The sequence below is a fragment of the Chitinophaga sp. Cy-1792 genome, assembly GCF_011752935.1.
Classification (GTDB): domain Bacteria; phylum Bacteroidota; class Bacteroidia; order Chitinophagales; family Chitinophagaceae; genus Chitinophaga.
In genome coordinates, this window is record NZ_VWWO01000002.1 from 1,321,213 (window position 1) to 1,335,021 (window position 13,809).

The following is a 13,809-nucleotide window of genomic DNA, read 5'->3' on the forward strand; positions in this document are numbered from 1 at the left end:
AACTTCTCTTCAGCAAGCAGCCGCCATATTATCACTATGGCGATAGGAGTGAAGGCCAGTAGTCCCCAAGAGGAACCAAGTCCTATTGGCGTGCCGTACAACATAACAGTGCCTCGCTATCCGTAGGATGCCTTACGCTGGCATAGGGGCCGGTGGAGATCACCTGCTGTGCTGCGGCTACTTCAATCGTGGCTGATGAAAAAGTACTTCCTTAAAAACAATGAATATAATATAGAAGTCTGCTGCAATGAGGATATCCCCGATGATGATGACAAAAAAGAAGCCGTCTCTTGTTTTGAGACGGCTTCTTGTTGTCAGTAGTGAATCAAAAGCCCTATCGAATTATATAACAATCGGGCATTTATGGCAAGCTTTATTAGTCTGCTTTTCTGAAGTTAAATTTCAAATTCCACTGATCTCCATCTCCATCGGTGAGTTTCTGTGTTAGCAGGAAGCCTGTTTCAGTACTATAGGTATTGGTCGCCTGATAGGTATTGCTGCTGGTGTTACCATTTGAAAAATCGTTATAGGTATATTTAGTGTAATTACCCACGCCCAGTGGAACGTCCAGGAACCCATCATAAGTTACCATATAAAAATACAGGAACGGATTCTTCTCAAATGCATACTGGAATCCATTCGGCTTATTGTCGTAGAAATAATTATAGGTATTTATGTACGAATTCTTATTACTACCATCCAGATTACGATAGCCATACACCGAATTTCTGGTAGTCAGGTTTCCGCCAGAGAATGTAAATTCCGTATATTCTACATATTTAGTATTGCCATTGGTAACTGAGTCTTTGCTCCCCTCGAACATGGCCTGGTTATTCTTCATGGCATAAACGTTCGTATTTGAATTGGGATTATCCGCTGATTTTGAAATCATGGTAATTTTATCAGTACCGTATGCTACACTATCAATGTATTCCACCTGATTGTTTTTAATATTCACATACTCTACTTTCTTGCACTTACCATCAGTACCATAAACAAAGCTGTACCGATAACCATAGGAGCCATCCGCTGCCTGGTTTGTATATACACTCTGAATTATGTTGTTCTTAAATACAAAGCTATCCTGCACTCTTCCATTGTCGTTATCTATTACCGTCTGTGGCAGATATTGCTGAACAAAGGGGGTATTATCATTATTCTTGCCACAGCTGGTTATTACAACCGCAAGGATCGCTGCTCCCGCAGCCATTTTTAGCATCATTCTTTTTTTCATAAGTATTTAGTAATTATTATAAATGAGCCATTCCAAGGTCAGGGAATGGAGGGTATTAGGTTTATAGGTATGGAACAATTCGCTCTTGCATAAAGAACCGCATGGTTTTTCACAGGTAAATCATCCCTTAAGATTCGTTGTTAATTATAGAAAAGTTGTTGCGGCTTTAGGGTGATGAACCCTTGTTGCGGAACTTCAAAGATGGTCTTTGTCTTATATCCAAGCAAGTCGGCAAACATATTTTCCGGGAAACCGTTAATGGCATTATTGTACTCCAACACTGCATGGTTATAAAGATTTCCGCAACTGGCCAGCGTTGCCTCTACCACCATCCACTTCCTTTGCAATTGCAGGAAACTATTGCCGGACCTTAGTTGGGGGTAATTATCCACCTCTCCCATGACTTGCTTCAATACGTTGGTAATTTCACTGTTGAGTTCCAGTTTTTTCACATACGACGTATTAAAGGAAAGTGCTCTCGCATGTATTCTTGTTAATTTGATCAGTACATCGCACTCATAATACATATGCGTTTTTAGGGTATCTACGATCTCTGGGATTAAATCGTAACGGTCTTGTAAAGCAGCATTCATGCTTCCTGTTGCATTGTCCACTTCGTTTTTTCTTCGAACAAGCTTATTACAGAAATATATTGCAGGCATTGCTACGAGACCAACTGCAATCAATGGAATATCCATATTTCAACTCCTTCTTATTAGGTAATTTCTTAGTTAGGTATAGGAAACAGCATAGGTTTTACAGGATAGACAAAGAATGAATTTTCTATCAATATTGACATTGACAACTTTGTTCCCGAATACACTTTCTGAGGTCCAATGACATTACAATTGTTTTACGGCCTCAAATGTGGGCAAAAAAATTATTCGAAATACTGTCAGTATATAAGGTCTGGCGAATAATCTATCAAATATGGCTATCAGTAGAGGAAATTATCGATGACTGCTGATCGGATAGCCTTACTGCAGGCAGGAGGGTATTCTGTCTCCCCATAAACAATTGTGTACTTAATTCCTAAGCTACAAATTGGCTTTAGTCTACATATTTAATGATAATTAAGATGAAGTATAATAGCCAGGTTATAGAGGATAATATCATGGAAAGGGATCTGCCGGATATGTATCTCCACAAAATCGATACTTTGAAGTTGAAGCGATCTGTAAAAATGCTGTATCATAATGGGAAGCGGCATAGACATCCCACTCAGTCCCTCTTACCGGGACGAATTACTCCAGTTAATCAATAACAGAACGCTCCAAAGAATTGCTAAAAAATCAGGTATTCAGACATTGCAGGCAAACTCCTTCAATTCCTTAGTGGAAGAAACATTACATGGCATTGAAAGGATAAAAATGGTCCCATTATTATCATTGGGCGTAGCTGTCAGCTGAGCATTCATCATTGCTGAAAATGTTTTGCACAATGTAAGTCCAAGGCCTGTGCCTTTCTCCCTGTTTGTACCTGCCGTACTACGGCCCAGCTCAATGATGCTGGGGCTGTTGAACCGTTGCAGCTGTACCTTATCCAGACCAACACCTGTATCTGCTATATACAGCCGGACCTGATGCAAGTGGTGTTCAATTTTGATATTGATACTCCCTCCTTCGGGGGTAAATTTTATGGCATTATTCAACAGATTTCTAATAATTAAAGTAAGCATATTCAAATCACCGATAACCTGAGCATGGCGGTCCTGAGAGAAAGAGAGGCGGAGGTTTTTATGAGATGTATCTCCTTCAGCAGCACCCAATAACTCCTGTACCAGGCTGCTGATATCCAGTACTTTTATTTCTGGTTTAAACCCTTGCATTTGGCTATACGCCCAATTTAAAAGGTTTTCCATCATGGATGAGGTATGGCCCAGGGTCTGGCCCAAACTGAATGTGTAAGCTTTGAGTTTTTCTTCTCCGAGATTTCCAAGTTCCAATAGTTTGGTAAAAGATATTAGAGAATTTACCGGGGCACGCATGTCATGACTTACCATCCCTAAAATGCGATCCTTGACTTTCCCCAGCTCTTCCAGCTCCACTTTTTGCGATGATACCAGGCGATTCAATTGCCGTGTTTTCCGATGTGCGCGGTAAACCATCAGGGCCGCACCCGATATGGCTAATACCAATAATCCCAAAAAAATAGCGAGGTTCCGATTGAGCCGTGTCTTGGTTTCTTCCTTTAGAATCTTCTCATCCCGATACTTTCTGTCTAGATTAGCGTTTAGGCGTTGCCGTTCCAGTTCATTCTCCTTCTGCAATTTTTCCTTTTCCAGAAGCGACTGTTTTTGCAGGAAGGCCAGCTTTTCGATTCGTATTTCCTTTTCCTTCAATTCCAGCTGTTGCTTTCTTTCTCTTGCCTCCAGGGTCCTTTTTTGAAGGGCCAGACTCATTTCATGCTGCTGGTTCTTATAATCATTTTCTTTGACCAAAAAATCCAATTTCAGGCGTTTACGGGTAATTTCCCGTTCCTTTTCTTCATTAAAAATCTGATCCCGAAATTGAATATAGGTTTTAAAATACTCCAGTGCTTTTGTGAATTGTTGTTGTTTTTCTGCTGACTTGCTTAATGCGAGATAGGCATCTCTTTGCAGGGCCGGAAAATGGTTCTCCTGCCCAATTTTCAGGGCCTCCGTGAGCAAAGGGGGCACCTCCCGATATTGTGCCCGTTCGATATAGAAGTCGGCCAGGGCCAGAATATCCTGCGCATACTCATTTTTATTATATAGATGCCCATTGTATTCCATAGCCTTATGGAAGGCTTCCATTGCTTGCTCTGTGGTTCCATTTACACTCAGAATCTGAGCACGAGTATGGTAAATGGTCCCCAAAAGCGAATAATCATCCAATGGATTAGCCAAACTTAATGCGACATCCATGAATTTAAGGGCCATCTTTAACTTTTCGGTCTTACCTATCCCTAAATCCTTTTCATCAGCCAGGAAATAATTGTTACCCAGATAGGCATTACAAAGGGCTAAACCATATTCATTCCCTTCAGATTGTTCAAATACCTTCATGGCCAGTTCTACATAACTAATAGCCATCTTATACTGTTCCAGGCTATTATATGCAGCAGCGATGTTAACATAGCAACCTGCCGCATCCAGCTTGTTTCCCAGCTCATTATAACCGGCAACCGCTTTCATATTAGCGCTTAGCGCCTTATCATAGTCGGACCAACTGGCATACATGGCGCCGAGGTTGTAATAAATATCTGCATACAATTGTTTCTCTCCAACTTCCAGGGCCTTCTTGATTCCTTTATTATAGATTTCCTCTGCCTGAATATAGCTTCCATGTCTTTGATAATAGAAGCCCAGAGAATAATAGGCACTAACAATAGCGGATTGCAGCTTCAGTTTTTCAGCCAGTTTCATGGCTTTGGCAACATAGGCTTCTACTTTTTCCGTTTCACCCAGCTTGCCATAGCTCTTATAGAGCCTGACGTAGCGTTCCAATTGGTTTTTGTCCTCCGTTCCGGACTGGCTATCTGCCAATAAAAGGCTGTCAATTGTTTGTTTGACTTGTTGTTGTTGGGCAAATCCGGTTTGAAAAATAATCAGACAGAATAATAGGGAATAGTGGCGCAATTTCATGTTCAGTTTTGGGATTAAAAAGGTGGCGCAAGATACACATCGGCGCCATAAAAACGATACCTGGTCAAAACTTTTTTTGAGACACCCCAATAAGTGTAATGATGTAGCACCTGTTTATACCAATAGGCATATATTAATCGCTGCTCAGTGCCTTTAATACTCCAGTAACCTGCGGTGGCGTACTGTTTGTGTACCTGTAGAAGTGCGGGCCATTAAGTGGAAGATCAAAAGTGAAAAAAAGATAGTGCGGTCGTGGGTTCCGAATTAAAGGAACGTAAACTTTGCGCCTAAACGCAAACATGATAGAGGAAGTAATAGCGTAAAAACAAAAAACCTGTCTCTACAGAGTAGAGACAGGTTTCCAGTGATCCCGCTGGGACTATATCAAAGGCTATACTAGCGTCACTTTTCACGGATTTAAAAGCTTGTGTATCCGAATTTGTATCCTTCTGGATAAACTTACTTCATGTCGGATTAAAAACTCATACTCAATTTCATACAACCATTATCATTTTTACATTAAAAAATGTTATTGGTGAGTTAACCTTTTTTTATTCACATAACTAAGACATTTCCTGCACAACTACTCATTAATTTTCACCTGTAAAGAAGATGATTGCGATCAAAATGCAAAACAATTAAAATGACCGACAAAGCTTATCGAGAATGGCTGGTGGAAATTAAAAACAAGGTAAAACAAGCCCAATTAAAGGCAGTATCCAATTTCAATATAGCTTTAATAGAACTTTATTGGGAGCTAGGTAAGGAAATTATCTCCAAACAAACTGAATACAAATGGGGGGAGAATTTTCTGGAACAACTGTCTATCGATCTCAAAAAAAGTTTCCCCCAGATAAATGGTTTCTCTCGCAGAAATTTGTATACAGTCAGACAATGGTATATATTCTTTTCTCATCAATTTGAATTTGTGCCACAGGCTGTGGCACAATTGCCCTGGTCGTACCAGCGACTGTTAATTACTAAAATTAAAGACCTGGAAACAGTAGTTTTATATGCCAAAGCCACCCACAAAAATGGTTGGTCCAGGAATCAATTAGAAATTAACATTAAACATAATTATCATTTAAGACAAGGAAAGGCAGATCACAATTTCGAATCAACTCTTCCTAAACCACAGTCTGATCTGGCAGCAGAGAGTATTAAAGATCCATATCATTTTGATTTTCTCGGATTGGAAGAGAATGCGCAGGAGCGAGAGATTGAACTGGCCCTAACGCAGAAGATTACTCACTTTATGCTGGAGCTAGGAAAGGGTTTTGCTTTTGTTGGCCGTCAATATAAATTAGAAATCAGTGATTCGGATTATTTCCTGGATTTGTTATTTTATCATCTGCACCTACGCTGTTTCGTAGTCATTGAATTAAAGGCAGGAAAATTTCTACCTGAATATGCTGGCAAATTGAACTTTTATCTTTCTGCGGTAGATAGTAAATTAAAACACGTAACCGATAGCCCATCCATCGGAATAATATTATGCCGATTGAAAGATAAAATAGAAGTGGAATATGCACTTCGCGATTTAAATAAACCCATAGGTATTAGTTCTTTTGAGTTATCAGAAATTATCCCTGATGACCTTAAAACTCAACTGCCCACAATTGAAGAAATGGAAAGGGAATTAATGGACGAGTAAGGTATTTTTCCTTATTTGGGATCAAGTAATATTCTTTGCTGATAAGCCTTTACCATAAAAAAGGATACACAAAAACTAAACTTATTTACTGTATCCGTTTTTGTATCCTTTAAGATTCGTTTCGTATTATTTACCTTTCCATGATAAAACAGAAAAGCCGCTTAAATCCTACGATTCAAGCGGCTTTAACTTCCTTTGATAATCTTGTTTGTGATCCCGCTGGGACTCGAACCCAGGGCCCATACATTAAAAGTGTATTGCTCTACCAACTGAGCTACGGAATCATTTAATGATGTTTGTGTTTCATTGTTGGGACGCAAAGATAGGGAAAACTATTTCATAATCAACTTTTTATAGAAGTTTTTTTAAAATTTTATATCAAGCTCAGCTCTTCTGCACATGATAACCTTTCTCTCCATAGGGCGTCAGCTCCATCATAACAAGGGTTTCCAGCGTTTTTAGCGCCGCTTTGACATCTGCCTGAGGGTCGGCGTCAACTTGCAGGATTTCTACGATTTCATAGGCAAATCCACCTTCTCCGAGTGTATTCCAGTCTTGCTGCAACCCGGTATTGGCATGGTTGCCACTGATCAGCTGCACGCGTAAGCTATTCCAGGCACGGTCTACGTCCATGCTGCTGCCAATAAACATTTTGTTGTTGTGTAAGTTCCGAAGCTGATAAACGCCTTTGCGGAACTCCATTTCCCTGAACTGTTGCTTTAGTGCTTTTTTGGTACTCATATCGGTTTTAACTGCTGATCAATAAAATGTTTTGCTTTGTGTAGGAAGTCGTCGTAGCTGGTAGGGTAGCGGCGGTTGAGGTACAATAGCAACAGGCCTGTGGTGCCCGCCAGCATGGACTCTTTTCGAAAAGCCACTTCCCTGGCAGGTATCAGCCCTTGTGATATCATTAACTGCCAGTCGGCGTTGGTCAGCTCTTCCAGCAAGGATGTTACCAGCTGCGTCGTGTCGCCGCTGCCACTGATATCGCTGAGCTTTTCATTGAAGAATAATTCAAAGATGCCGGGGTATTGAATGAAGTACTCCATATAAGCCATGGTAACAGCTTTCAGGTGCTTCGTGCCTGGTACCTGCTTCTGCGAGTGCTCCTGCGCATAGGCGATGCATTCTGCCCGAAAGTCATGCACACAAAGGAATACCAGGTCTTTGGCATCTTTAAAATAATTATACAAGGAAGCAAAGGAATAACCTGCTCTGTCCGCAATATTGCGGACGCTCACGCTTTTCAGGCCTTCACTTTGCAAAATCTCTTTGGTGGCGGCGATAAAATATCCCCGTACCCGCTGCTCCTGCAGCGCTTTTTTTCCTGCCATGCTGCAAATATATTGAACACTGTTCAAAAATTGAAATAATGTTCAAAAATAGGGCAGACAACCATTCAGCTGCCCGCAGCAACCACTAAACCAAATATTTTGCAGAAATACCGCAGGATGTTTATTTTGTCAGGATCAACTATATGCATACGCGAATAATGGAAACAGGAACAATGGCTGCTGCAGGAAAGGAAACAAAAACCCTGCAGCCAAAACAACATTACGAAGTATTGGACGGACTCCGTGGGATTGCTGCCATCACGGTAGTATTATACCACTTCATGGAAATGTTTATTACAGATTTTAGCAAGAACTTCGCAGGACACGGCTTCCTGGCGGTGGATTTTTTCTTTTGTCTGAGTGGATTTGTGATCGCATACGCATACGACAGCCGTATCGCTACCATGGGATTGAAAAATTTCTTTGTGGCAAGGATCATCCGGCTGCATCCGCTGGTACTGCTGGGGTCTGTACTGGGGCTGCTGGCATTTCTCTTCGATCCTTTCATGGCCGTACCTGCGGGCTATCCGGCAGGTAGAATCATTTTGCTCTTCATCACTTCTGCACTGCTAATACCTTTTCCGGTAATGGCTGAAAGAGGTTTTAACCTGTTCGGACTCAATGCGCCCGCCTGGTCGCTGTTCTGGGAATATGTAGCCAACATCATCTACGCTACGGTGCTTTATCGCCTCAGTAAGCAGGTATTGCTGATATTGGCGGTGATTGCTGCCGTGGTGCTCTGCTATGCCGGATTTAGCGCAGGCAACGTCATGGGAGGCTGGGGGAAAGACACCTGGTGGCATGGTGGTGCAAGAGTGGCCTGGTCATTTCTGGCAGGAATGCTGATATACAGGTATCAGTTTATCATTAAAAATAAAATAGGCTTTACCGGTGTATCCGTTTTATTGCTGGCAGCACTACTGATGCCGGTCTTTAAATACAATGCACTGGCAGAATTACTGGTGGTAATTGTTTACTTCCCGCTGCTGGTCGCATTAGGCGCAGGATGCTTACCTGGTTCATATGCCGGTGCTGCCTGCCGGTTTTCCGGAAAGATTTCCTACCCGCTGTATATGACGCACTATGCGGTACTATGGATGTTCGGTAATTATTATAATCTGTATAAGCCTGATACGACACAGGTTTCCCTGGTGATCATGTGTGCTATTCCACTGCTCACTGCATTCGCAGTGCTGGTTATGAAAGTATATGATGAACCTGTCAGGAAATACCTGACCGCTTTATGGAAGCGTAGTAGATAAGAACTTAAGAATATAGTTGTGCCGGTAGAAAAACGGGAGAAACCGGCACAACTGTGATGCATTGATCTGTTGCGAATTATATATCTGTTTTGTTGCCTCAACATTACAGTAGGAAAGTTGTTATTCAGATGCAGGCGCTTTTCACTGTAATGACGTAAGATTAGGATAATAAAAATTTTAAACCATGGCAAAGGAGAAAACCACTAAAAAGAACAATCCGGAAAATGAAAATCCTCCCTCACCTGTCCCTCCGTATGTAAATAACGAATCACTCTGGGATGCCATCCTGGATCAACATGAGGATTACCCGGAAAATGAAGATGATGAACCGGCGGATGACAATGCCGGAAAGGAGGGAAAACCTTAATTTAACTGATTACTTGCTGGCATGTGAATAACGCGATAGATGGTTGGCTGTACCAGCGATCATCATTCTTTTATGCGCTTATCCTGCAGGAAACCACCGCCTGGCGGACATGTAAATTGCAGCTATCTTATTCCCGGGAACTGCTGTCTGGCTGCTTGCTGGCCGGGCATAGCCTTGCTGCATTCCATAGAAAAACGGTATGCAGGTTAGTTAGGGGAGGGTGTTCGCCAATACTGCTAAAGTTGTATTATTGTAGATAAATACATTCGCTGAATGAAACGGAAAATTACTGATACAAGAGAAATCTATCAAGGAATTTTTGATATCGTAAGGAGTATCCCTGAAGGTCGTGTAAGCAGTTATGGTGCGGTTGCCAAAGCAATGGGACTGAAATCAGGCGCCCGCATGGTAGGTCGTGCCATGGGTTTTGTGCACGACGTAAAACCGGTGGTACCTGTCCAGCGTGTAGTAAACACTACCGGCACACTCAGCGGCGATGATGGTACCCGGCAAAAAAAGCTGGAAGCAGAAGGGGTGAAAGTGAAAAACGGAAAAGTGGTCGACTACCGCAAGCTCTTCTGGGACCCATTGCAGGAAATGAATCTCTGATTATTGAAACCGGACTACATGTAAAAAGGGCGCTCTCTACCTGGTAGAGAGCGCCCTTTTTCTTTTATCGCGTCTGTTATCTTACCATAGGAAGATATTTTTCCCTGTTATCTATGATTATCCAGACATTGATCGCCGCCAGTACCAGCGCCAGGGGGAGTACATTCGGTGCCTGGTAGATGGCCGTGAGCACAATACCCACCATGATAGGCAGAATAATAATCGCTCCCAATGCCCTTGTTTTACCAAAGATGAACAGGAAACCACCGATGATTTCAAAGATGCCTGTCAGCGGCATCAGCCAGCCGATCGTCATAAAAGCAGCACCGGCTTTTTGCATCGCCTCCGGCAGGTCTTTTGGAGGTGGCGGTGGCATGTAATTGAAAAATTTATTCAGTCCTGCATTAATAAAAAACAAACCAAATATGAGGCAGATAATAAACAGAATGGTTTTCTTCATAAAGATGAATTGTGTAGGGTTTTTGTGGACACCAAAAATAATAAAATAAATCAGCCATTTTGTTTTTCTGCCAGTAACTGATCCAGCTGGTTCATACCCATGGCAAGTCCTTCTTTGAATTGCATCTTGATAATGGTTTCCAGATGTGCCAGTTCCGCATAGGTAATAACAATTTCCACCAGGGTATGGTCGCCTTTCGGTGAGAAATGCACTACCCAGTCAGATGCCGGCAACTCAGCGTTGACGTTGCCTTCCGCATCAGTAAAGGCATACCATGCGGCATAGGACTGCTCCGGCTTTATGCTGGAATAATCGGCAATTGACCAGTGCTCTTCCCCCTGCGGACTCACCATCGCATACAGCCACCTGCCACCTTCCCGGAAGTCCATGCTCTTTGTTCTGGCTTTCCAGGGTTTAGGGCCCCACCATTGGTCCAGCATATCGCTTTTCGTATAGGCGTTCCATACCAGCGGTACAGCTGCCGCAAATTCCCTTTGAATGGTAATCATTTTTTGCGCCTTATCTACAGTGAAATCAAATGCAAGATTCGGGTTCATATGTTTCATTTTTTATTGTTCAGATAGTTTTGATTGCTATTCGCAACCTTTCAGTTGCAAATATACGCAACTAATTGGTTGCGCAAAATATTTTTTACCAAACAGGGATAGCAGGTGATATGGAGATTTTAGCTATTATTGTGCCTCATTTGTACCGGAAAAGTCCGGTTGACTTAACCCATATTTTATGTTGAATTACGCGAAAAAAGCTATTGCTGTAGTAGCAGCCATTACCTTTAGCATGACAATGTTTGCCCAGAAACCCGGCGCTGCAACAGATTACCTGCATGTGCCCGGTCCGCTGAAAATCGGGAATAATGCCTATCACCTGGCATGGTCTTCACATCCTGCTGCAAACTTTTACAAACAGGAGTACATCGCCCCCGGCGACAAAGTAGAAAGATTTAAAACACTGGTATCGGTGGATGTACTGACAGGCACCGCCACTCCCCGTGATCTGGCTGCAGCCAAAGTGGAAGAGCTGAAGAAATTAAAAGCATCAAACCCTATCGTTAATTACGAAATTTATGAGAACGAAGGAGAGATATTGCTGGATTTTCTTTTAAGTGCCAATACCCCTGATGGTAAAAAGGTGAGCATCATCGAAAGAAATGTATACCGTTATACTGCCCTGAAGGACAATACAGGTACAACAGGTGTACTGCTGTTGTCGGTAGCAGAAAGGGCATACGACGATAATATTGAAGCTTTTCTGAAAAACCTGAAAGGCAACAGGAATACATTACTGAATGCAGTAGGGAATTACCCGGTTCCTGCTGTCAGTCTTACTAAATAAATATTATTACACAGCTACCGGCAGGAAAGGCGGGTAGCTGTGTTTTTATGCTTCCTGCGCAATTCCCCCCTTAATAGTCGCAATCGCCCACCTGTTTATTTTTACGGGCAAGCTATTTTTGTTAAACGTTAAATTATTGACTTTAACCACCTGTAAATTATGAAAACTACTCGTGATGCGGCCGCCAGGGCTGAGTTATTTGATCGCATTCAAGGACTGGATGTCAACGCTGTGGCGCAATGGGGGAAAATGGATGTCAGGCAGATGGTGCAGCACTGTATCATGTGGGAAGAGCTGTCGCTGGGACGCATTAAAACAAAACGCTCCTTTATAGGCAGGATCTTTGGCCGTGTGGCACTCAAACGCATGCTGAATGATGCTATTCCTATTGGCCGTAACATGCCTACCAGCCCGGAAGTAAAGATCGTATCAGCGCCTGCGGGCGATTTCTCCATTAAAAAGCAGCAGTGGATCGGGCTCATCGAAGAAGATGCCCGCACCAGGGATGGTGGCATTATTCATCCATTCTTTGGTAAAATGACTAGGGATGAGATGTGCCAGCTATCTTACCGACACGCAGACCATCATCTGCGGCAGTTTAACGCCTAAGCATAAACGAAGAAACTTACTGCCGGTCATCTGTATAAAAATATTTTATGCAGATGACCGGTAGTTATTTTTATCTACTCTAAAATATTCTCCCGGCATTAGCATTACTATAACGGTATAGGCTGTATTATTGTACAGGCCGTTTTATCGCGCCAGTACAAGAATCGTTAAATTAGTATTAAGCCTATGCCGGTAAAGAAATTTTTGTCCACCATCCTGATCATGGCCCTAAGCCTGGCAGCCTTTGCACAGGATACCGTACAGGTAAGTCTGCATTTCCTTATTGACAATAAGAAATACGATAGAATTCTGCAGGAGTATGCGCCGGCATCCAGGGATTATTCGGCCCAATCGCTCTATTATATTGGCCTGGCTTATTTCAGGACAGACGACGACAGCAGTTGTATTGTATTCCTGGACCGCGCCATCCAAAAAGACAGTACCATTGCAGAGGCATGGTATGTCAAGGGTACAACGCTTAATTATGATGGCAAATACGAGGAGGCACTAACTTGTTTTCAAACCGCCATCCGGCTATCCCCGAATGATGTAAATTCCTACACCGGAACAGGAAATTCGTATTATGCATTGAATCAGCCTGACCTGGCGCTGGCCGCCTATCAAAAGGCCGCTACAATGGAAGATTGCCCTGATGTGGTATATATATTGATCGGGCAGGCGTATGCCAGCAAAAAAGAAAATGATAAAGCGTTAGCTGCATATAAGGTAGCATTGGAAAAATTTCCGAGACAGTCAGCATCCTATCTGGACGCACTTTACAATATAGGATTGATCGAATCATTAAAAGGAAATGATGACGAAGCGGAGCGCAATTTCCTGGAGATACTGGACATAAATCCCGATGACTACTCAACATACCCCCGGCTGATACAAATCTATTATCATCAGAAAAATTATGCAAAGGCAAAGCCTTACCGCGACAAGCTTTATCTGGCAAAGGAAAATAACCTGCTCCAGGGAAGGCTGGCAGATAAATTCTGTTTTGAGCAGTTCGACTGGAACGGCTACCACGTGCAGGTGTATGAGCGCTACCAGACAGAAAGTGCCAGTCAGATTTTTTACAAGCACATATTTTATCTGATTGATGAGAAGGAACAGGTTGTGATGACAGTACAAACAGAGTATTCGCCTTTTTCTGCAGCAATGGGAGGTTCCAAATATCTCTTATGTGCCAGCAAAGGCAATGCACATATCAATCCGGGTATAGGATTTAATGATAATATGAAATATGCAGATGTAAAAAGTGCTGCATTGAAGCTGATGGAACGGTTAACAAAGGAAGGACAAAACTAACATAAA

Annotated in this window: 14 protein-coding genes and 1 tRNA gene; 7 read left to right on the top strand and 8 right to left on the bottom strand. The window is 42.4% G+C overall.

Going from position 1 to position 13,809, the window contains the following annotated elements:
* Positions 1 to 376 precede the first annotated feature (376 nt).
* The 3 genes from F3J22_RS19500 to F3J22_RS19510 form a co-directional block, all read right to left on the bottom strand.
* Positions 377 to 1,234: a hypothetical protein gene (locus tag F3J22_RS19500; RefSeq protein ID WP_167019616.1), complete on the bottom strand. Its 858-nt coding sequence runs from the start codon at positions 1,232 to 1,234 to the stop codon at positions 377 to 379.
* Between the two features lie 140 nt (positions 1,235 to 1,374).
* The gene (locus F3J22_RS19505; RefSeq protein WP_167019617.1) at positions 1,375 to 1,932 is read right to left on the bottom strand and encodes a LemA family protein; all 558 of its coding nucleotides are present in this window, start codon (positions 1,930 to 1,932) and stop codon (positions 1,375 to 1,377) included.
* Between the two features lie 602 nt (positions 1,933 to 2,534).
* A complete protein-coding gene (locus F3J22_RS19510; RefSeq protein ID WP_167019618.1) occupies positions 2,535 to 4,841 on the bottom strand; it encodes an ATP-binding protein in 2,307 nt (768 codons plus the stop codon).
* A gap of 643 nt (positions 4,842 to 5,484) precedes the next feature.
* Here F3J22_RS19510 and F3J22_RS19515 point away from each other — a divergent pair.
* Positions 5,485 to 6,495, top strand: a complete 1,011-nt coding sequence (locus F3J22_RS19515; RefSeq protein ID WP_167019619.1) for a YhcG family protein — start codon at positions 5,485 to 5,487, stop codon at positions 6,493 to 6,495.
* Between the two features lie 211 nt (positions 6,496 to 6,706).
* Here the strand turns inward: F3J22_RS19515 and F3J22_RS19520 are convergent.
* The 3 genes from F3J22_RS19520 to F3J22_RS19530 all read right to left on the bottom strand — a co-directional run bounded on the left by F3J22_RS19520 (position 6,707) and on the right by F3J22_RS19530 (position 7,829).
* A tRNA-Lys gene (locus F3J22_RS19520) sits at positions 6,707 to 6,779 on the bottom strand.
* A gap of 100 nt (positions 6,780 to 6,879) precedes the next feature.
* A complete protein-coding gene (locus tag F3J22_RS19525) occupies positions 6,880 to 7,236 on the bottom strand; it encodes a GIY-YIG nuclease family protein (RefSeq protein WP_167019620.1) in 357 nt (118 codons plus the stop codon).
* On the bottom strand, positions 7,233 to 7,829 hold the full coding sequence (locus tag F3J22_RS19530; RefSeq protein ID WP_167019621.1) for a TetR/AcrR family transcriptional regulator: 597 nt from the start codon (positions 7,827 to 7,829) through the stop codon (positions 7,233 to 7,235). The genes F3J22_RS19525 and F3J22_RS19530 overlap by 4 nt, the downstream gene beginning before the upstream one ends.
* A gap of 158 nt (positions 7,830 to 7,987) precedes the next feature.
* On the opposite strand from F3J22_RS19530, the gene F3J22_RS19535 reads away from it, so the two are divergent.
* The 3 genes from F3J22_RS19535 to F3J22_RS19545 all read left to right on the top strand — a co-directional run bounded on the left by F3J22_RS19535 (position 7,988) and on the right by F3J22_RS19545 (position 10,067).
* The gene (locus tag F3J22_RS19535) at positions 7,988 to 9,091 is read left to right on the top strand and encodes an acyltransferase (RefSeq protein WP_240155134.1); all 1,104 of its coding nucleotides are present in this window, start codon (positions 7,988 to 7,990) and stop codon (positions 9,089 to 9,091) included.
* 184 nt (positions 9,092 to 9,275) lie between these two features.
* Complete coding sequence (locus F3J22_RS19540) at positions 9,276 to 9,458, top strand: hypothetical protein (protein ID WP_167019622.1); 183 nt, start codon at positions 9,276 to 9,278, stop codon at positions 9,456 to 9,458.
* A 273-nt stretch (positions 9,459 to 9,731) separates the two neighbouring features.
* Positions 9,732 to 10,067 (top strand): MGMT family protein, encoded by a 336-nt coding sequence (locus F3J22_RS19545; RefSeq protein ID WP_167019623.1) that lies wholly within the window; start codon positions 9,732 to 9,734, stop codon positions 10,065 to 10,067.
* 76 nt (positions 10,068 to 10,143) lie between these two features.
* Here the strand turns inward: F3J22_RS19545 and F3J22_RS19550 are convergent, their stop codons facing one another.
* Together F3J22_RS19550 and F3J22_RS19555 are read right to left on the bottom strand one after the other, a co-directional pair.
* On the bottom strand, positions 10,144 to 10,527 hold the full coding sequence (locus tag F3J22_RS19550) for a DoxX family membrane protein (protein ID WP_167019624.1): 384 nt from the start codon (positions 10,525 to 10,527) through the stop codon (positions 10,144 to 10,146).
* Positions 10,528 to 10,577: 50 nt separating this feature from the next.
* The gene (locus F3J22_RS19555; protein WP_167019625.1) at positions 10,578 to 11,084 is read right to left on the bottom strand and encodes an SRPBCC domain-containing protein; all 507 of its coding nucleotides are present in this window, start codon (positions 11,082 to 11,084) and stop codon (positions 10,578 to 10,580) included.
* 187 nt (positions 11,085 to 11,271) lie between these two features.
* Here F3J22_RS19555 and F3J22_RS19560 point away from each other — a divergent pair, with 187 nt between their 5' ends.
* The 3 genes from F3J22_RS19560 (at position 11,272) to F3J22_RS19570 (ending at position 13,803) form a co-directional block, all read left to right on the top strand.
* Positions 11,272 to 11,880, top strand: coding sequence for a hypothetical protein (locus tag F3J22_RS19560; protein WP_167019626.1), 609 nt, complete (start codon positions 11,272 to 11,274; stop codon positions 11,878 to 11,880).
* Positions 11,881 to 12,039: 159 nt separating this feature from the next.
* A complete protein-coding gene (locus F3J22_RS19565; RefSeq protein WP_167019627.1) occupies positions 12,040 to 12,489 on the top strand; it encodes a DUF1569 domain-containing protein in 450 nt (149 codons plus the stop codon).
* Positions 12,490 to 12,675: 186 nt separating this feature from the next.
* Entirely contained in the window at positions 12,676 to 13,803 is a 1,128-nt protein-coding gene (locus F3J22_RS19570) for a tetratricopeptide repeat protein (RefSeq protein WP_167019628.1), read from the top strand.
* Positions 13,804 to 13,809 lie beyond the last annotated feature (6 nt).